Here is a 19,358-nt window from a genome sequence, read left to right on the forward strand (position 1 = left end):
TTTTGAGGTTGACATTTACAACCCACTTGCTAATGACATAAAAAATAGTATAAGGAACTCCAACTATTACAATAATTAGTTGGAGTTCCTTTTTATTAAGATTTCAATTTCATTATGTGTAATATATGTGAAAATTGAAAACTTTATTTATTAGTAAATAATTTTGTATAGATATAATTTTCTATAATCTCTGTATAAGTGTGCATAATTCACTCTATAAATGAGTCTTCCCAAGTCTGCAGCTATATAGATCTAAAACCTATAGTATTATCCTTATTTTATTAGATTTTTTTCCCTTCTTGCTAGTGGTTCCCCTCTACTATCCCCAAACTAACTTTGTTATCAATGTTGGAAACACCTAAAATAACCTCCAACTTTTTAAGTTGAAGGTTGATCTCAGTATAGAATTATTCATATTTTTTATAATACTCTATTCTATAGATTAATTTTTAAAACTAAAATAATTGTAATTTATTCAGATTTTTTTGTATTTATAGATAAAACTTTATTTCTATATTTATATAGAATTTTACTATTAATAATTTCAGTACTTTTAAAACCGATACTTGAGTTAAAATATAAGCTATTTAGCATTAATAAACTATATCCTAAGTTCTCTTTTATAGAGTTATTTTTTAGTTTAATGTCATTTATTTTAGGTATTTCTATTCCAAGTTTTTTATAAGTGGAAATCCTTGACTCATAATTATATATTTTATAATTAACAGCATGATTCTGAGTCCTTATACATTCCTCAGGAGTAATCTCTTGTTCAAAATCTAAAAATCTACAATTTACCATTTTATTTAATATGTCTTTTGTTCTTTCATTTCTTATTATAGCCATAGCTTTTTTTCCTTTTTTCATTCCCCATGGATCTCCTACCGTTATATCTGCTTTATCATTAAAAATATCATTGCAGAACAAGCACCCCTTAGGAATAAATATATAATCTGTATTATCATTAAACTTTTGCATGTCTACATTTTTCTCTTCTGAATTTTTTAATTTAACTTTAAATGTTCCTGGTGGCATTCCATATCTATAAATTATTTTTTCAATTTCTTCTTTGTTTTTTATTCCTAAAGATTTTTTTAAAGTTAGATTCGTCCCATGCTTTCCTCTTCCAATAGAACAAATTATACCAATTTTTATGAAAATACTTTCTTTTAAGCTCTTATTTTTATTTAAGAATAAATCTAACCCTCTAATATGGCATGGTAAGCCTACAAAAGCAACTCTATCCTCTTTTTCTATTCTGTCTAAAATAGAATTAACAGCAACAGGTTGATATACAGATCCACTTATTTCTTTCAAATTACAAATATCATCTATTATGTAAACTTTACTATTATCCGCTTTTTCTTTGTCCATTCCAGTCACTACAGCTTTATTTATTTGATTCGTTTCAAATAAATATTTTATTATCTCTGTAACTATTCCTCCAGAAGCAGTATAATCAAATCTTTCTTTATCAGTTGAATTATAAATTCCAATAAAATCATTCGTATTAGGCAAATGATTCTCATTAGCATCTATATTGTTTATAGGACAAACTTGTAAACACTTAGTACAGTTAATACACTTTTGCTCATTAACTGAAGGATATATTAATCCTCTCTTTTCAAGATTAATCATTTCTATAGCTTTTGTTGGACATATACTTTTACATGTTCCACATTGATAGCAGAGATCTTTAACAACTAACTTTTTTATAGATTTATTACTCATTTTTCCCCTCACTTAAAACTTCCTAATTAATAAATATAAAATTAAACTTTTAATATTACAATTATTTTTTTATAATAGATTTTAATCTTAATAAAACCCCATATAATTCTAGTTTATTAAACATAAAACTAAAAATAATAATAATTAATGTTGAATATATCCCAACAATAATAGCTAAAATTATAAATTGCATAAAATTATTTACACTAAATGAAATAAACTTAAATGGAATACAAACAACTGTTATTTCAATAATTATAATTATTACTCTTATTAATGTATTTTTTATTGGTAAATTAGTTATTTTCTTAGATACAAATATCCATAAATCTATATCTCTATATAAATTAGATAGACATGAAGCTATTAAAATACCATTTATTCCGTACTTAGGAGTCAATATTACTCCAAATACAATTATTATCAAAGCTTGAATAGTTGATTGAATTCTTGTTTCTTTAAACATTCCAGCTGAAATTACTAACATTCCTTGCGGTACTTTTATACTATTTAAAACACCATTTAAAACAAATAAAAAACCAACGATAGGTAAATTATAATTAACATCTGTTATTCCTTTAGTATAAATTTTAATAAAAGGCATAATTGTTACAAATGAAATTGAATATACTATTGTAACTATATTGTAATATAAAAATTCAAATTCATTAAAAGCTTTTTTTAAAGCATCCATTTGTTTCCTAACTATTAAATCTCCAAAAGATGAAGAAAGTCCATTAATAAAAATTCCAAGTATTCCATTTATACCACTCAAAATCATATTGTATATAGAATAGATACTTACACTTTTTAAATTTGTTAATATTGTTGCTAAAATAATTGGTGCCCCTGTTTGGACACTTCCCAATATTTGCAAATACAATGCATCCCATCTTTTATTCAAAGCTTTTTTATTAGGTTTCACATTGTAATTTAAATAATTATATCTACTTTTAACATATATCATTAAAATTACAGATCTTAATAATATAGAAATTAATGCTACTGCTCTTACTATAACAACATCTACTTTTAACCTAGATAATATAAATATTATTACTGTATTTATTATTATCTGTACTATAGATGCTAAAGAAATAACATAACTTTTTTGATCTGCTGTTAAAAGAACTCTATATTTTGAAAGAGTAAAGAACTCTAAAATCCCATTAAACCCCAATACTATTACTAAAAATATAACTGACAAATTAGAAATATTATCGACTTTAACAAAACTAGGATAAATTAATGCTAGCCCTAAAACTAATGAAACAAATATATATCCTGATTGAGTATAAAACTTCTTTGCAGCTGAGACTATTCCATTAACTTCAGAAAAATTACTATCTGCTAATGGTTTGTATAATGCATATGTTGCTGCTCCTGCTAAGCCTGCCTCTACTACAGTAAAATAAGAAATAAATTGACTGATAGATGATACCAATCCATTTATTTCTGATCCATAATATTTTAAAACTATTCTTGGAATTATTATACCAACAATCATAGTTATAATTTGCAATACCGCTGAAGACACAGAATTATAAAAAAACTTTTTAGTTCTTTCCATAACGCCTCCTTATTATGATACTATTATTTAATAGCATCCTTTAAAAACATTTTTGATTTATAAATTTCACTTTTTAAAATTTCTTCAATATTATCTAAATTATCATTTATTATATAATTTAACTCATCAATTGATTTAACTTTTTCTCGTATCATATGATTTTCAAGATTCATTAATCTTAAAATGCTTTCCATTCTACTATTTAACTCTGAATGTCCTATAGTAAAGAACCTTTTACCAAATATTATAGAGAAACAAGTTCCATGGAATGAATTAGTTACAACAATTTCTGCTTTTGATAATAATCCTATAAACTCCCTAGGTCCTACATTAAATAAATTTTCATCAACATATTTCGATTTACTTTTATTAGGAGAAATATTAACTATTTTAAAATTAGTTTCTTCTTTTAGCACACTAAATATATTTTCAAATAACTCATTTTCTTCCAACCCATATAGTAATATATACTTCTCTCCTTTTAAATCCACATCTAAGGAAATTTTTTCCCATTGCTCTTTAGATAAAAGAAATACCGGATCTAAAACTTGTACAGCTTTTAAATTAAATTCTTTATTTATTATTTTTACAGCATCATCTTCTCTTACTGATATGCTATCAAATGATTTAAGATCATTTTTCATAATTTTAACATGCTCTTTTTTTATTTTATTACTTCCTATGCTTGCTGCATAAGATATTTTTTTCACTTTACTATCATTTGAGAAAGATAGTAAATATTCTTTTAATCCACAGTTTAAATCCATATTCCAAATCTGATCACTTCCACAAACAAATACATCAAAGTTATATTTATTTAATGTACTTGACTCTATTGTTTTATATGTTTCATTGGTTAAATTCATATACTTATTCTTAAACTCTTCGAATACATCATATTTTAATTTTAATCTTCTATAATTTTTTATAGTCCATAAAAAACTTTTTATATTTCTTATTTTTTTAAATGTCCATATTTCATATCCATCCATTATTTCATTTGGTTTGAAATCTATTATTATACTTTCGTTTCCCATTTCTCTTAAACTTTCTTGAAGTGCATAAGCTTGAAGCATAGCACCATAGTTATGAGCGAAATGAAAATTAACAATTCCTATTTTCATTTTTCCCCCCTATTTTTATTTCATTATATAAATTACATATATTTTTAGTATTTATTTCTTGAATAAACCTTTTACTCGCAAATTCAAATCCCTTTTTCCCCATTAACTCTATTAATTCTCTGTTGTTATATATTAATGTTATTTTATTCTTTAATTGTTCAGCATCTCCAAATTTATAAATAAACCCATTAAAATTATCAAAAACAAGTTCAGGATTAGCTCCGCTGTCTGATGCTATAATTGGCATTTTACTTAACATAGCTTCTACAGTAACTCTTCCAAACCCCTCCATATAAGAACATACAAGTTCTACATCAGCATCTTTTCTTATTCTATTCATATCATTACAAGATCCTAAAAGTAATATTTTATCTTCTTTTTTACTATTTTTAATAAAACTTTGTAAATCTAGAAAATACTGTTTCTCTGAAATTCTTCCAGCTATTAAAAGCTTTAATTTATAATTTTCGTCAATCATTTTATTTATTACTTCTGCTGCAAATAGCTGACCTTTTCCCTCTTGAATCGCTCCTGAAATTAATATAACTAATTCATCTTTATTTTCTTTTTTTATTATATTATTTTCTTTCTGTATATAATCAATAGAAACTCCATCATATATGGTAATTACTGATTCTCTTTTTACATATCTAAGATATTTTTTTTCTAATGCTTTTGAAATGACTATTATTTTATCTGAAAAATTACTCATAAACTTTCTAGTTAATTTAGTACCAAAAATAAACTTTAAATTCATGTGCTCTTCTCCAAATTCTCGTACGTGCCATAAATGAGGTATATTATAAAATATTCTTATTAATGCTCCTATATTTATAACGCTAGAATTACTATGTATAATTTCTATATTTTTAGATTTAATTTCATTTATTAATTTAGGTAACGATAAAATCATTTTTATCTGATTTAAATATAATTTCATATAATTATAAACATTCTTAATTATATTTTTTCTGTCTACAAAAGCCCACCAATAGCTTTCGCTCAATATATACTCTATTTTATTATCTTCTAAATAATTAATTAAATCATTGGTCCCTTTTGGTACTAGAATTACTGGTTCAATATTATGATATTTTATTGACTCAATTAAATTAATTAATGCTAAACCAGCTCCCCCATTTAAAGAACCATCATGTGAAATAAATAAAACTCTCATTTAAGTTACTCCTACTAAATAATAGACATATTAACTTTTTTTACCAAATCTATTATTTCTATAATCAATATATCCCCTTAATATCATTTTAAATTTATCAATTTTATCTTCTTCTAATAATAATATTTTTATATTTTCTTTAATAAAATTTTTCTTATCTAATTTATTTATTTCCTTTAAGTTTTTATATTTCTGCCATATATAAAATCTATTCCTTGTCATATAATACTTTCTTAAAGCTGAATGATTTGTATATATAACATTCTTGAATAATATTTTTTTTTGCTTGGTTTTCCCTAGACTGTGTAACAATATTGAATTTCTAACCTTAATCATTGTATATCCCATATTTAAAATTCTATAACATAATTCATGATCTACAGAATCAATAAATAATTTTTCATCAAACAAACCAATTTCATCAAATATTTTTGTTTTAATTAAATTACCAGAAGTTATATCATGAGTAATATATATATAGTCATCATAATTATTAACTTTCTTATAATCTCTACTATTAGTTAACCCTTTTTCTATTTTTTCAGGAAATATTCCAGCAATCCTTTGCTTTTCTGTTATATCCAATGAATTATATGTATTTAACATTACAGAAACCATATCCTCTACAGCTTCACTATCATTATCCATTGTAATTATCCAATCATATTTTTTTTCTTTTGCATACTTAACTCCTTGATTAAGAGCATATGCTATTCCCATATTTTCTTCATTAAATATTACTTTAATAGAATTTTTTTCTGATAAATATCTTAAGTATTGTATAGTTTCTTCATTAGATCCATTATCTATGATAACAATTTCCTTAACTTGATCTTTTATTGATAAAAAACATTTTTCTAAGTTTTCTCCTATATCATAAGTAACAATTATGCAACAGCATGAATTTTCATTCACCTTTTCACCTCATTTTCTACTCTTTCATTCTTATTATATAAACTTTCTATTATTGCCATTAATTCAATTATATAAAATATATAACTATCATATTCATTTACTATACTACTATGGAAAAACATCCTAACAATGAAAAATACAGTATACAATAATCCTATTTTAGCCATAGTACTTTCATTAGAACTATTCCACAAATACTTTAATAAAGCACTGATAAACATAAGAAATACTATAAGCCCTATTAAACCATAATCATGTAAAATCAGTAGATATGTATTGTCAACTAGGTCAATACCACCTTCGTTTTTTCCTATAGTTGTAGCATCAACCCCTGTACCAATAAGTAAATTCACCTGATTATTCGATATATCCATATCTTCAATTATACTTGTCCACACTTGATTTCTAATTGATAAACTTTCCTTAGAAAATATCGCTCTATTAGAATTATTAATCATAATTAGACCTATTAAAATTATTATTAAAGAAAATGATAATATCGATACTGCTACTTTTTTCCATCTAATTATAATTAATATTAGAATGGCCACTAGCATTCCAAGAATTACTTGTCTATTAGTTGATAAAACTACTCCCAATATTCCTATTGAAAAAAATATCATTGCATTCTTTCTCTTTATATATGCTCTATCAATAAAAGAAATAAAATTTATCACAAAAACTAAATAACTAAAAGCTCCTTGCGTTAATGCATCTACAAAAAGCCCTGGAACACGTAGCATAGTAGATGAATGACCAAATGAATATACAGAAGAAGCATATAAGCTCTCACCTAATATATATTTAGTCATAGTTCCCCATCCTAATATAAAACCTAAGATAACTAGTATAATATTTATAACAGCGAAAAAATTTATTATTTTTATTATTTTTAATGCATTTATATTATTAATTTTATAAACAAAAAATGTAGCTCCCCAAAAAATAGTTATAGGAATTAATAAATTTTTAATTGCAAATATAGTAGAAAAAATTTGTCCATTTCTAGCTATACTCAAAATAAATTCAAATATAAAATAAAATATTAAAACTCCACCCCAAAATTGTATAGATTTTAAATTCTTATATGAGATTGCATTATTAAAAATAAAACCAATTAAAATAAATGCAAACAAAATTATAGAAAATATATCGTTTAGTAAAGTAAACTTATCATTTAATCCAAATCGAAAATCTATAATCCCAAAAACTCCACCTAAAATTATTAATGTAGTCAACCAGTAAATACTTTTATTTTTCATTCATCTTTCCTTCTATGTTAAAATATTATTTTATCAACTTTACTATTGTCATGACTATATATTATTTTTTTTATATATTCTCGCTTCTCTAACATAGTTCTTTTTTTACTTAATGCTTGATTATAATATTTAAAATTAAATCTTTCAAAGATAATCATGTAGAAAGTAAATGCTATTCTTCTTTTTATAATATTATATTTATATTTTCTCTCAAACCCATTAACATCATTTTTCCAAATCATCATTATATGATTTCTTAAAGAAATTCCCCTTAAAAATTCAGATTGCTTTTTACGATTTTTAATGAATTTTATTATGCCTCCTCTACTACCACCTAACCCCCTACCATGATAAGCAATAGCTTTATGATAATACATATTCTTGAATCCTGCTAAATTTATTCTCCAAGACAGATCTATATCTTCTTTATAAGCAAAAAAGTCTTCATCAAAATATTCATCTAATACCTTAACTTTTTCTAAAACTTCTCTTCTATAAAGAGGTGCTGCTCCACAAACTCCAAAAACTTGTTCAGTTTTATCATATTGACCTAAATCTTCTTCATTTTGTCCTCTATCTATACAACGAGTACTTTTAAACATTATTATTCCAGTACTATCTATATAATTAAGTTTTTTATCATTTTTAAAGTCATACTTTAGTAGTTTTCCTGACAATGCTCCAATTCCTTCATCAGATTCTATAAATCCATACATCTTCTCTATAAAATCATCTTCCATAATAATATCAGGATTTAGTATCATAACATATTTTCCTTTTGATAATTTTATACCTTGATTGGCAGCTCCTGCATATCCATTATTCACATCATTTTTTATAAGAAGAATATTCTTACTAGAGTATTCTTCTTTGATGTATTCAAATGAATTATCACTAGATTGGTTATCAATAAAAATTATTTCAAGATTATTATGGGTCTGACTATAAATTGAATCTAGACATCTTTTTAAATACTCCTTATTATTATAATTAATTATTACTAAACTTATTAAATCCATTATATCTATCCTTTAATTTTTATACATTTCATTATAGTATTTTTGATACTGTCCAGATGTCACATTTTCCATCCATTCCTTATTATCAAGAAACCATTTTATTGCCTTTACTATTCCAACTTCAAAAGTAGTTTCTGGATACCATCCAAGTTCTTCTTTTATCTTAGTTGGATCTATTCCGTATCTTCTATCGTGACCTTTTCTATCTTCAACAAATTTCTTTAAGTTTTCAGTTACTTTGTTATCTACATTCTCATTGATATACTTAATAACTGTGTCTACTATTTGGATATTAGTTCTTTCGTTGTGTCCACCAACATTATAAACTTCACCAAGTCTTCCATTATTAATAACCATATCTATCGCTTTAGCATGATCTTCAACATATAACCAATCTCTTATATTTAAACCATCACCATATATAGGAAGGTCCTTTAATTGAAGGCAGTTGTTAATAAGAAGTGGTATTAATTTTTCTGGGAATTGGAACGGTCCATAGTTATTAGAACATCTTGTTATATTAACTGGCATTTTATAAGTATCTCCGTATGCCTTTACCATCATATCAGATCCAGCCTTACTTGCTGAATATGGGCTATGAGGGTCTAGTGGAGTAGTTTCCATAAAGTATCCTGTTTCTCCTAAAGATCCATAAACTTCATCTGTTGAAACATGTAGGAACTTAACTCCATCTTTCCATCCTTCTTCAGTTTCCCATGCATTTTTGGCACAGTTTAATAAGTTTACTGTTCCCATAACATTAGTCTTAGCAAATACTTCAGGTTCTTTTATACTTCTATCAACGTGAGATTCAGCTGCAAAGTGAGCTACATAATCTATTTCATATTTTTCAAATAGTGAAGATACTAATTCTGCATCACATATATCTCCTTGAACAAATATATGTCTTGAATCATTTTCAATACTCTTTAAATTTTCTAAATTACCTGCATAAGTTAATTTATCTAAGTTTATAATTCTTATATCATCATATTTATTAAGCATATATAATACAAAGTTTGAGCCTATAAATCCAGCTCCACCAGTTACTAAATAAGTTTTCATTAATAATTCTCCCCTTATAGTTAAATTTAATTAAGAACTAAAGTTTTAAGTTTTTTACTTAGAAACTCTTTAGAGTTTCATCCAAAACTATTACCTATTACTTATTAACTATTACTTTGGTAAGTTTTCCATAAAACTTACCAATGCTTCTTTCCACTCTCTCATTTCATCACCAACAGTACATCTTAGCATCATATTGTCTAAAGATGAATACTCTGGTCTCTTTGCTGAATTTGGATACATATTCTTATATTCTTCTGAAGTACATGGATTTACCTTGCAGTTTCTTTCTGCAAGTTTCATTATTTCTGTTGCAAAGTCATACCAACTACATTCACCTTTTCCTGTGCAATGATATACTCCATACTCTTCAGTTTCTATAAGTTTTAATATGTGATATGCTAAATCATTAGCATTTGTTGGATTTCCAAGTTGATCATTTACTACACTTAATGACTCTTTTTGAGCTCCTAAATTCATCATAGTATAAACAAAATTCTTACCAACATATCCATAAAGCCAAGCTGTTCTTACTATATAGTATTTTGAAGAAAATTCTCTAACATATTCTTCGCCTTTAAGCTTAGTTTTTCCATAAACACTATATGGTGCTGTTAAATCAAATTCAGTTAAAGGTGTTTCACCAATTCCACTAAATACATAATCAGTTGAAACTTGAACTAATTTTGCTCCTATTTCTTCACATACAATAGCTAAATTTCTTGGGCCAATAGCATTTATTTTAAAAGCTAAATCTTGATTACTTTCACAACCATCTACATTAGTTGCTGCAGCACAATTTACTACAACATCAGGCTTAATTTCACTTAAAACTCTTTTAACATCTTCTAATTTTGTTATATCTAATTCTTCTACATCTAAAGCAAAGACTTCAGAGTTTTTAATATTTCCACTAACTTTTCCTATTTCAGCTTCACCAGTTTTAATTATCTTTTGAAGTTCATTTCCCAACTGTCCTTTAGAACCTGTTATTAATATCTTCATAGTATCACTCCTTTTTAATTGAAGCTCCTTCTTCAAAGTTGAATGAGTAAGTTCGAATTACAAAATCAAAGATTTTGATTCTCACTTATATTCAAAAGGTAAGTCTAATTCTTTTAAGTTTTTTTGTTTTTTATCTTTTTCAGATAAAAGTATTTCTTCAATACCTTCTAAAGGCCACTTAATCCCTACTTCTGGATCATTCCAAAGAAGTCCACTATCATATTCAGGTGCGTAAAAATCAGTACACTTATAATTGAATGTAGCTGTATCTGAAACTACTAAAAATCCATGAGCAAATCCTTCTGGTACATAAAATTGTCTTTTATTTTCAGAAGTTAACATAACACCTTCCCACATTCCAAAGGTAGGTGATCCTTTTCTTAAATCAACAGCAACATCATAAACTGCACCTTCTGTTACTCTAACTAACTTTCCTTGAGTATGCTTAGTTTGAAAATGCATTCCTCTAAGAACTCCCTTTTTAGATCTTGATTCATTATCTTGAACAAATTCCATTGTTAACCCAGCTTTTTTAAAGGCTTTTTTATTGTAACTCTCCATAAAATAACCTCTGTTATCTCCGAAAACTTTAGGTTCTATTATATATAAGTCTTTAATTCTTGTTTCTATAAAATTAAAATTGCCCATAAATCTATCTCCTAATCTATCTTCTTTTAGCCTCTAACTCTTCAACTACATCCACTAGATATTTCCCATAACCAGTTTTCATTAAAGGTTTAGCAAGCTCTTTAACTTCTTCTGCTGTAATCCACCCTTTTCTATAAGATATTTCTTCTAAGCAGGCTATGTAAGTTCCTTGAGTATTTTGAACAGCTTCAACAAAATTAGATGCTTGTAGCATTGAACCATGAGTACCAGTATCTAGCCAAGCCATCCCTCTCCCTAATAAATTAACCTTTAAAGTCCCTTCTTCCATATAAACTCTATTTAAATCAGTTATTTCAAGTTCTCCCCTATCTGATGGAGCTAATTCCTTAGCTTTTTTAACTACTGAATTATCATAGAAATAAAGTCCTGGTACAGCATATTTAGACTTTGGTTTTTCAGGTTTTTCTTCTATGGAAATAACATTATTATTTTCATCAAATTCAACAACACCAAAAGACCTTGGATCTTGAACATAATATCCAAATATCACTGCTCCATTTTCTAGTTCTGCTGCTTCCTTCAAATGAGTAGAAAAGCTTTGTCCATAGAATATATTATCTCCTAGTATCATAGCAACATTATCATCACCTATGAATTCTTCACCAATAATAAATGCTTCTGCTAATCCATTTGGCTCTTTTTGAATAGCATATTCAATTTTAAGTCCTAATTCTGACCCATCCTTAAATAATTCCTTAAAATTAATTATATCTCTTGGTGTAGAAATAATTAATATTTCTCTAATACCTGCAAGCATTAATACAGACATTGGATAGTAAATCATTGGTTTATCATAAATTGGTACCATTTGTTTTGACATCGCCTTTGTTACTGGATATAGTCTTGTTCCTGACCCACCAGCTAGTATTATACCCTTCAAAATCTTTCCTCCTTAAATTTTATACCTCCAATTCTCATACCAAGAAATCTTAAAAAGAAGTTAATTCCAGCTTCAAAAATAATAAAATATTTTCTTTCTTCTATACTTCTTTTTATTACATGATTTAAAACTCTAACTCCTCTTTTGGAAGCTTTATATTTATTAAAATAACTATTCTGTTTAAAAAACATCCCAATATCCACGTATCTTTTATATACATCTCTTAAAGAAAATTCATGAGAATGTATTACTAATGACTCTGACTCGTATTTTATTCTATAGCCACTATTTATAATCTTATAAGCAATATACATGTCTTCATTTGTCGGTAAATATTTATTATCATATCCGTTAAGTTCTATAAATATATCTTTTCTTATAGCACTCGATGTATCTGAATAAAAAAAAGTCATAATACCAAGATTTTTAATATCAACTTTACTTACTACTCTTGACCTATCTGGATAATTAACTTCTCTTATATATCTTTCTAACCTGTGATTTTCATATCCTATTTGCCTACTAAAGCTAGCTTCACATTCTCCATTTTCAATTCCACTAACTAAGTTTTTAAGCCATAATTCATCAATTATTTTTATATCTTGAGTTATAAATACTATAATATCTCCAATAGCAGAAAATGCTTCATTTTCTCTAGTTATACTATGCGAAAACTCTTCCTTTTTTATTTTTTTATAATTTGCGCCTAAACCTATTAATTTTTCTTCAGTTTTATCATGGCATTCTGTAAGTATAAATTTAACTTCTGCTACATCAACTTCTTTTTGAGCTAATAATTTTATATATAAATCATTTATATAATCTTCAGCATTATATAAAGGGCATATTATTGAAACACTCATCTTCCTATATTGCTCCTTCTTTTTTAACTACTGATACCATAGTCTTAAGTATAATTTTAAAATCCATTAATAAAGATCTATTATCTATATAAAACATATCCATTTGAACTCTTTCATCATAGGATGTGTCACTTCTCCCATTCGCTTGCCAATACCCTGTTAAACCAGGTATAACTGAGAAAAATTTATTCGCATAAACACCATATTTCTCAACTTCATCTTCAACTATTGGTCTTGGACCAACTACACTCATATCTCCTCTAATAATATTTATTAATTGTGGCAATTCATCTAAACTTGTTTTTCTTAGAAACGCTCCTATTTTCGTTATTCTAGGATCATTATCAAGTTTAAAGTTCTCATAATATTCTTTTTTCTGTTCTGATGTAAAATTTTCAAATATCTCAGCAGAATTTTGATACATCGATCTAAACTTATATACTTTTATTGGTCTCATCTCTTTGCCTAGCCTAATATGTGAATATATTGCTGGCCCTTTTGAGTCAAATTTTATTATTATCCAAATTATTATTATTATAGGACTAAGTAATATTAATCCTATAATTGAACTTATAATATCTAATACCCTCTTACTTAATTCATATAATTTTTTCTCTCTTAGTTCTTCAATCTGAATTTCTATCTGCTGATTTTGCAAATTAGACTCTTGCATTTTCACTTCCCCCTATTTTTTAAACTAACCTTTACTAAACATTCCAAAAAGTCCTTTTTTCTCTTTAATTAAATTTCCTATATACTTTACTTCTTTATTAATCAAAAGATTTTCTCCTGAATCTAACAAATAATTAAAGTAGTTTTTATCTAATTTTCTTATAGCTTGTACTCCAATTTCCATATTAGGATTTCTTTTTGTGTCTCTATGGGCATCTGATCCTATAAAGCTATAAATTTTATTCTTCATATAAATTTCTGCATTTTTTTGTACTTCTTTTCCAAACTCTCCTGTAACACTTCCAAGGTTTAGTTGAAAAAGAAATCCTTCTCTTATAAACTCATTTATTAGTGAAGGATTTTTTATAAATTTTCTATATCTTTCTGGATGAGCTATAACAGGTACTATTCCTTTAAGTTGTAGCTCATATATATTTTCAATAGCTTCTTTACTCGAAAAATCCCTCATGTTAAATTCGATCAGCATATATCTTGAATTATTTATTGTTCCTATATATCCATTATTATAATTTTCTAATATATTTGATGTGTAATATACTTCTTGTCCACAATATATATCAATATTTAGATTTTCTTCTTTTGCTAAGCTTCTTACAAGCTCTGCCTTTTCCTTCACTTCTTCTCGAGGTACTTCAAAATACCCTGGCATATAATGAGGAGTTAAAACTAGCTTAGTAGTTCCCCCTAAGACAGCTTGCCTTAGCATATTCAAAGTCATTTCCCTAGACTTTGATCCATCATCAATCCCATATATTAAATGAGAGTGTAAATCCACCATTTAAAAACCCCCTTTTTTCAGTTCACAGTCTTATTCAGTTCACAGTTCACAATTCACAGTTCACAGTTTTTTTCAGTTTTCAGTTCACAATTCACAATTCACAGTTTTGTTCAGTTTTCAGTTCACAATGCACAATTCACAGTTATTTTCTAAACTCCGTAGGAGTTTATTCCTTAAACTGTGCACTGTGAACTGTGCACTCTTAACTTACTGTGAACTGTGCACTCTTAACTTACTTTGAACTGTTCCCTGTTCCCTGTTCCTACTTTTCTCCGTAATAGTAATAGTATTTGTTTCTACTATTGTCTAATCCATTTAAAACTGTTCCTATAATATTTGCATTTACTTTTTTTAATAAACTAATTGCATTTTGAACTGAATCTTTTTTTGTTCTTTCTGCTCTTACTACTAAAATTGCTCCATCTGCTTTTGTTGCTAGTATTTGTGAGTCTGTAACAGCTTGAACTGGTGGTGTGTCTAGTATTATATAATCAAAGTTTTTCTTTAATGCATCTAGTAATGTTGTCATTGCCTTTGACGAAAGCATTTCTGATGGATTTGGCGGTATTTTACCAGATGTCAATATTACTAAATTGTTGTTATATCTATGCATTGCTGTAACTAATTCTTCTTTTCCTATCATTACATCTGACAAACCTACTATGTTTGAGATTTTAAACTTCTTATGTAGTGATGGTTTTCTTAAATCACAGTCTACTAATATTACTTTTTTTTCTCCTTGAGCTAAACATAAAGCAAGATTTCCAGCTGTAGTTGATTTACCTTCTCCTGGTTCTGAACTTGTAACCATTATTACTTTATATTCTTTATCAAAGGATGAATATTGTATATTTGTTCTTAATGTTCTATAACTTTCTGCTGCTATAGATTTTGGTTCTTTTTCTACTATAAACATATTATCCTCCTAAACTTCCTTTACTGTAGGTATTACACCAATTACTGGAATGTCTAATTCTCTTTCTAATTGTTCTTTTGATTTAAAAGTATTATCCAAGAATTCTAATAGGAAGGCTAATCCTACACTTACCATTAATCCAAGTAAAAATGCTATTGCAATATTCATCTTTTTATTAGGACTAACTGGGTTTTCTGGTAATTGAACTTCTTCTATAGTTTTTATATTTCCATTTGGAACTAATTCTTTTGATGTTTTTATAAATTCATCTGTTAGTTCTTGTATAACTACCTTTGCTTCTTGAGGATTATTGCTTTTATATTTAATTTGTAGTATTTGTGTATCTGTAACAGGTGATACTGTTAAATTTGCTAAAACATCTTCTGGTTTTAACTCAAGGCTTGTACCCTGCAAACTTCTTGATACTAAATCTTTTGTTTTTATTGCTTCTGAGTAAGTTTTCATAAGTTTTTGATACATAAGGACATCATTTTGGTTATATGCTTGATTATCTCCTTCATCTTTACCTATAAAGACTTTTGTAGTTGCTTCATATTTAGGTTTTATTACAAAGAAACTTAATGCTGCTGAAATTATAGTAGCTATTAATGTAATTGTAACTATCATTAACCATCTTTTCTTTAAAGCTTCAAATAATTCATCTAATCTTATTACTTGTTCTTCCACTGAAATTTCCTCCCAATATATAATTACGCTTTCAGCTTATTATATCATTAATAGACATAATTTTTACACCCTTATTTTAATTTTTAATAAACTTTATATTATTATTAAAATTTATATTTAATCATTAGTAATTTAATTTTTGCAAGAAATTTGTATATGTTTTTCAAGAACAATACAAAATTATAGCACAAATTCATATTATTGTTTTACTTTTTTAGCGACAATTTTTCTCTATATTTAAACACAATTTATATATTCGACATTTATTTAAAATTCACAACTTTTTTTATTTATAATATCATATTTTTTGTTTGTTTATTTAAAATTTAATTATATTTTTCATAGAAATTTATGTGTTTTTTAGAATATTTTTTTATAAATATTTTTTTGCACCAATAAAATTCTATAAATTTTAATTATATTCTTTAATTATAATGATATTGTTAGAAAAATAACATATGTAATCCTATGTTAACTTAAATTGTATTTTTAATTTCATTTAACACTATACTAATTTTTGTATATATTTGTCGTTTTATATAATATCTATTTTTTAACTCATTTTCTATTAACATTATTCCTTGCATAAATATTCCTTTTAGTTAATAATTATGCATAATTTTGAGTGTAAAATAAGATACTCAGATAATATCTGAATATCTTATCTAAAAAAGCCACTTTTCTTCTTTTTTGAACTTTTTAAGACTCTTTTTACCCTTACTCCATCTGGCTTTAAAATGAACAAACTCTTTTTGCTTAAATCTTCTATTTGTTTATCTATATATTCTGCTTCTATTTGTTCTTCAAAACCAATAAATTGATATATATTTCTTTTTACTAATGCTTTAGCTGTTTTTTGGATTTTCTTACCATATGCACCCTTTAAGCTTGCAGGATCTAATTGAAATAAACATTCTTCATCTATAAGCTTGTCTATTTTCTTGTTATCTTCTATTATTTCATTTATTTTCTCAGGGCTTACTATTATAGGTACTAAATTTCTAAGTTTATATTCAAAAACGATTTCTAAAAGTTCATCTATTTTACTACATTCCTCTACATCTAGTAAAACAAAATTCGTTTTATTTATACTCCCTAAATTTCCTTTTATATATTCTTTTAAATTTTCATAATTATCTCTTAGTAGATTGGCTGAATATAGAGTTAAGTCTATTTCCTTTGCTTGTAAGTAGGCATTTAATTCTTCAACTATATTATTAACCTCTTCTATGTTGCTTTTGCTTTCTTCATCATAATATGCTGGGGCTAATACTAATCTTTTTATATTTAGCTTTCCTGCTTCATCTATTTTTTTAAGTAAAATTGTTGACTTGAAGTCGCCTTCTTTAACTAACTCCTTAAAAATCAAATTTGCAAATACCATTTTATCCCTCATTCCATCCATTATATTTTAATTATAAATCCAAAAATTTAATTAAACTATACTTTTATTTCTACAGCTTTTGACAGATAAATAGTAATTTTATGTATTTGCTGTAATAAATCGGTCAAGTATTTGGTAAATTTATTTATATTGCCACATTTAGTCCTACTATTTAATTTATATTTTAGTAAGATTAATCTAAAACATCTAAATAACCGTAATTTTTGTATTTTTTTAACTAAAACTTTTTTTATTTTTTTCTCAATTCTTTTATTTTAGGGGTATTTATTAATGAAAAGTTTAATTTAGGAGGAAAGATAAATGAAGGATTTATTAAAAAGAGCAAAGAATAATGATTCTTTAGCTAAAGAGGAAATAATAAAAATGTATTATCCATTAATAATTAAAGAATCTAAAATAATTTATTTAAAAAATAAGTCATTTGAAGATATTGTTCAAATTGGAATATTAAACTTACTTCATGCCATAGATAAATTTGATTTAACTAGAGATGTAGATAAATTCCCTTCTTATGCCCTTTGGGCTATTAAAAATGGCTATAGATATCTTTGTAGAAATGAAATACGCTATAATGATGAAATTAGTTTAAATAATAAAAATGATAATGACTTTGAATTAGGGTTAAATATAGTTGACGAAAGTATTAATATTGAAGAAAAAGTTATTAATGATATTTTATATGAAGAACTTTACCTAGCCCTAGAAAAACTTGACTATGAAGAAAGAGAAATAATAGAGTTTTTATATATTTCTAATAATAAGCCAAATCTCTCAAAATTTTCTGTTCTTAAAGGAAAAGATTACTATTATTGCAGTTGTTTGAAAAAGAGAGCGCTTAAAAAGCTGAAAGCTTTTTTTAGGTAACAAGTAACAGGGATCAGGTAACAGGTTGTGAAACTTAAGAATCAAAGTTTAAAATCAGGTAGCGAGAGAGCAAAAGTAAGCAAAGGTTTAGGGTCCAAAACCTGTCAACAATGTCATTGAAAAAGTATCAGGCCTGTTGGATAATCTATACAGAATATCACTTTAGTATGTTCTGTATTTATGTATATTCTTTATTGGTTGTGTCAAGTATTGAATTATAGTATTTTTTATTGGAGGTTTGCCATGGTAGATAGTGCTATTAAATCTAAATCCTTTGATTTTGCTTCTAGTATTATTAAGGTATATAAACATTTAGTAACTGATAAGAAAGAATTTGTTTTATCTAAACAATTGTTACGTTCTGGTACTAGTATTGGTGCTAATGTTACTGAAGCATTCAACGGCCAATCTAAACGTGATTTTCTCTCTAAAATGTATATTGCATTTAAAGAAGCCGATGAATCTAGATACTGGATAGAATTGCTTATTGATGGAGAATACTTAGATGTTAAAAATGGTGAAAAGATATTAAATCAATGTAGAGAAGTTTGTAGAATTCTAAATTCTATAATAAAAACAACAAAAGCAGGAATTAAATAATAAGTAATAAAGATAAGGTTGGACGTTTACATTTAAACTCCAACCTTAATAAATTAAAATTTATTTTTCTAAAATTCACACAAAATTATTTATAGATTTATTCAATCAATCTAACCTGTTACCTGCCACCTTGTT

Annotated in this window: 19 protein-coding genes; 2 read left to right on the plus strand and 17 right to left on the minus strand. The window is 26.1% G+C overall.

Translation table 11 applies throughout. From position 1 onward, the window contains the following. Nucleotides 1-471: 471 nt before the first annotated feature. The 17 genes from AAT22_RS15795 to AAT22_RS15875 form a co-directional block, all read right to left on the minus strand. A complete protein-coding gene (locus tag AAT22_RS15795; RefSeq protein WP_156174345.1) occupies nucleotides 472-1,731 on the minus strand; it encodes a Coenzyme F420 hydrogenase/dehydrogenase, beta subunit C-terminal domain in 1,260 nt (419 codons plus the stop codon). A 61-nt stretch (nucleotides 1,732-1,792) separates the two neighbouring features. Beyond that, on the minus strand, nucleotides 1,793-3,301 hold the full coding sequence (locus AAT22_RS15800) for a hypothetical protein (protein ID WP_047001942.1): 1,509 nt from the start codon (nucleotides 3,299-3,301) through the stop codon (nucleotides 1,793-1,795). A 23-nt stretch (nucleotides 3,302-3,324) separates the two neighbouring features. Next, complete coding sequence (locus AAT22_RS15805; protein WP_047001943.1) at nucleotides 3,325-4,425, minus strand: polysaccharide pyruvyl transferase family protein; 1,101 nt, start codon at nucleotides 4,423-4,425, stop codon at nucleotides 3,325-3,327. Then, nucleotides 4,406-5,602 (minus strand): glycosyltransferase family 4 protein, encoded by a 1,197-nt coding sequence (locus AAT22_RS15810; RefSeq protein WP_047001944.1) that lies wholly within the window; start codon nucleotides 5,600-5,602, stop codon nucleotides 4,406-4,408. Before AAT22_RS15810 ends, AAT22_RS15805 begins: the two co-directional genes overlap by 20 nt. 30 nt (nucleotides 5,603-5,632) lie before the next feature. After that, nucleotides 5,633-6,517 (minus strand): glycosyltransferase family 2 protein, encoded by an 885-nt coding sequence (locus AAT22_RS15815; protein ID WP_047001945.1) that lies wholly within the window; start codon nucleotides 6,515-6,517, stop codon nucleotides 5,633-5,635. Further along, on the minus strand, nucleotides 6,514-7,779 hold the full coding sequence (locus AAT22_RS15820; protein ID WP_047001946.1) for a hypothetical protein: 1,266 nt from the start codon (nucleotides 7,777-7,779) through the stop codon (nucleotides 6,514-6,516). Before AAT22_RS15820 ends, AAT22_RS15815 begins: the two co-directional genes overlap by 4 nt. 17 nt (nucleotides 7,780-7,796) lie before the next feature. Further along, complete coding sequence (locus AAT22_RS15825; protein ID WP_052953983.1) at nucleotides 7,797-8,798, minus strand: glycosyltransferase family 2 protein; 1,002 nt, start codon at nucleotides 8,796-8,798, stop codon at nucleotides 7,797-7,799. A 12-nt stretch (nucleotides 8,799-8,810) separates the two neighbouring features. After that, the gene (gene rfbB / locus AAT22_RS15830) at nucleotides 8,811-9,863 is read right to left on the minus strand and encodes a dTDP-glucose 4,6-dehydratase (RefSeq protein ID WP_047001947.1); all 1,053 of its coding nucleotides are present in this window, start codon (nucleotides 9,861-9,863) and stop codon (nucleotides 8,811-8,813) included. Nucleotides 9,864-9,974: 111 nt separating this feature from the next. Next, complete coding sequence (rfbD, locus tag AAT22_RS15835; protein ID WP_047001948.1) at nucleotides 9,975-10,868, minus strand: dTDP-4-dehydrorhamnose reductase; 894 nt, start codon at nucleotides 10,866-10,868, stop codon at nucleotides 9,975-9,977. An 81-nt stretch (nucleotides 10,869-10,949) separates the two neighbouring features. After that, the gene (gene rfbC, locus AAT22_RS15840; RefSeq protein ID WP_047001949.1) at nucleotides 10,950-11,516 is read right to left on the minus strand and encodes a dTDP-4-dehydrorhamnose 3,5-epimerase; all 567 of its coding nucleotides are present in this window, start codon (nucleotides 11,514-11,516) and stop codon (nucleotides 10,950-10,952) included. 16 nt (nucleotides 11,517-11,532) lie between these two features. Beyond that, on the minus strand, nucleotides 11,533-12,417 hold the full coding sequence (rfbA, locus tag AAT22_RS15845; RefSeq protein WP_047001950.1) for a glucose-1-phosphate thymidylyltransferase RfbA: 885 nt from the start codon (nucleotides 12,415-12,417) through the stop codon (nucleotides 11,533-11,535). Continuing rightward, nucleotides 12,414-13,280, minus strand: coding sequence for a glycosyltransferase family 2 protein (locus AAT22_RS15850; RefSeq protein ID WP_047001951.1), 867 nt, complete (start codon nucleotides 13,278-13,280; stop codon nucleotides 12,414-12,416). Before AAT22_RS15850 ends, rfbA begins: the two co-directional genes overlap by 4 nt. A gap of 4 nt (nucleotides 13,281-13,284) precedes the next feature. Then, nucleotides 13,285-13,953: a sugar transferase gene (locus AAT22_RS15855; RefSeq protein WP_047001952.1), complete on the minus strand. Its 669-nt coding sequence runs from the start codon at nucleotides 13,951-13,953 to the stop codon at nucleotides 13,285-13,287. A gap of 24 nt (nucleotides 13,954-13,977) precedes the next feature. Further along, nucleotides 13,978-14,751 (minus strand): CpsB/CapC family capsule biosynthesis tyrosine phosphatase, encoded by a 774-nt coding sequence (locus AAT22_RS15860; RefSeq protein WP_047001953.1) that lies wholly within the window; start codon nucleotides 14,749-14,751, stop codon nucleotides 13,978-13,980. Nucleotides 14,752-15,013: 262 nt separating this feature from the next. Next, nucleotides 15,014-15,667 (minus strand): CpsD/CapB family tyrosine-protein kinase, encoded by a 654-nt coding sequence (locus AAT22_RS15865; RefSeq protein ID WP_047001954.1) that lies wholly within the window; start codon nucleotides 15,665-15,667, stop codon nucleotides 15,014-15,016. A 9-nt stretch (nucleotides 15,668-15,676) separates the two neighbouring features. Further along, nucleotides 15,677-16,354 carry a Wzz/FepE/Etk N-terminal domain-containing protein gene (locus AAT22_RS15870; protein ID WP_047001955.1) on the minus strand — a complete coding sequence of 226 codons (678 nt, stop codon included), beginning with the start codon at nucleotides 16,352-16,354 and terminating at the stop codon, nucleotides 15,677-15,679. A gap of 661 nt (nucleotides 16,355-17,015) precedes the next feature. Further along, on the minus strand, nucleotides 17,016-17,738 hold the full coding sequence (locus AAT22_RS15875; protein ID WP_047001956.1) for a CpsB/CapC family capsule biosynthesis tyrosine phosphatase: 723 nt from the start codon (nucleotides 17,736-17,738) through the stop codon (nucleotides 17,016-17,018). A gap of 321 nt (nucleotides 17,739-18,059) precedes the next feature. Between AAT22_RS15875 and AAT22_RS15880 the strand changes: the two genes are divergently transcribed. Next, a complete protein-coding gene (locus AAT22_RS15880; RefSeq protein ID WP_047001957.1) occupies nucleotides 18,060-18,623 on the plus strand; it encodes a sigma-70 family RNA polymerase sigma factor in 564 nt (187 codons plus the stop codon). Between the two features lie 243 nt (nucleotides 18,624-18,866). Continuing rightward, on the plus strand, nucleotides 18,867-19,223 hold the full coding sequence (locus tag AAT22_RS15885; protein ID WP_047001958.1) for a four helix bundle protein: 357 nt from the start codon (nucleotides 18,867-18,869) through the stop codon (nucleotides 19,221-19,223). Nucleotides 19,224-19,358 lie beyond the last annotated feature (135 nt).

Source organism: Clostridium sp. C8 (genome assembly GCF_001010885.1).
GTDB lineage: Bacteria > Bacillota > Clostridia > Clostridiales > Clostridiaceae > Clostridium > Clostridium sartagoforme.

Bases quoted from the DNA above. Each gene is read 5' to 3' on its own strand.
- AAT22_RS15795 (WP_156174345.1), bottom strand. From the start codon at position 1,731: ATGAGTAATAAATCTATAAAAAAGTTAGTTGTTAAAGATCTCTGCTAT.
- AAT22_RS15800 (WP_047001942.1), bottom strand. From the start codon at position 3,301: ATGGAAAGAACTAAAAAGTTTTTTTATAATTCTGTGTCTTCAGCGGTA.
- AAT22_RS15885 (WP_047001958.1), top strand. From the start codon at position 18,867: ATGGTAGATAGTGCTATTAAATCTAAATCCTTTGATTTTGCTTCTAGT.
- rfbC (WP_047001949.1), bottom strand. From the start codon at position 11,516: ATGGGCAATTTTAATTTTATAGAAACAAGAATTAAAGACTTATATATA.
- AAT22_RS15875 (WP_047001956.1), bottom strand. From the start codon at position 17,738: ATGGTATTTGCAAATTTGATTTTTAAGGAGTTAGTTAAAGAAGGCGAC.
- AAT22_RS15860 (WP_047001953.1), bottom strand. From the start codon at position 14,751: ATGGTGGATTTACACTCTCATTTAATATATGGGATTGATGATGGATCA.
- AAT22_RS15865 (WP_047001954.1), bottom strand. From the start codon at position 15,667: ATGTTTATAGTAGAAAAAGAACCAAAATCTATAGCAGCAGAAAGTTAT.
- AAT22_RS15855 (WP_047001952.1), bottom strand. From the start codon at position 13,953: ATGCAAGAGTCTAATTTGCAAAATCAGCAGATAGAAATTCAGATTGAA.
- AAT22_RS15820 (WP_047001946.1), bottom strand. From the start codon at position 7,779: ATGAAAAATAAAAGTATTTACTGGTTGACTACATTAATAATTTTAGGT.
- AAT22_RS15825 (WP_052953983.1), bottom strand. From the start codon at position 8,798: ATGGATTTAATAAGTTTAGTAATAATTAATTATAATAATAAGGAGTAT.
- rfbB (WP_047001947.1), bottom strand. From the start codon at position 9,863: ATGAAAACTTATTTAGTAACTGGTGGAGCTGGATTTATAGGCTCAAAC.
- AAT22_RS15850 (WP_047001951.1), bottom strand. From the start codon at position 13,280: ATGAGTGTTTCAATAATATGCCCTTTATATAATGCTGAAGATTATATA.
- AAT22_RS15805 (WP_047001943.1), bottom strand. From the start codon at position 4,425: ATGAAAATAGGAATTGTTAATTTTCATTTCGCTCATAACTATGGTGCT.
- AAT22_RS15810 (WP_047001944.1), bottom strand. From the start codon at position 5,602: ATGAGAGTTTTATTTATTTCACATGATGGTTCTTTAAATGGGGGAGCT.
- rfbD (WP_047001948.1), bottom strand. From the start codon at position 10,868: ATGAAGATATTAATAACAGGTTCTAAAGGACAGTTGGGAAATGAACTT.
- AAT22_RS15880 (WP_047001957.1), top strand. From the start codon at position 18,060: ATGAAGGATTTATTAAAAAGAGCAAAGAATAATGATTCTTTAGCTAAA.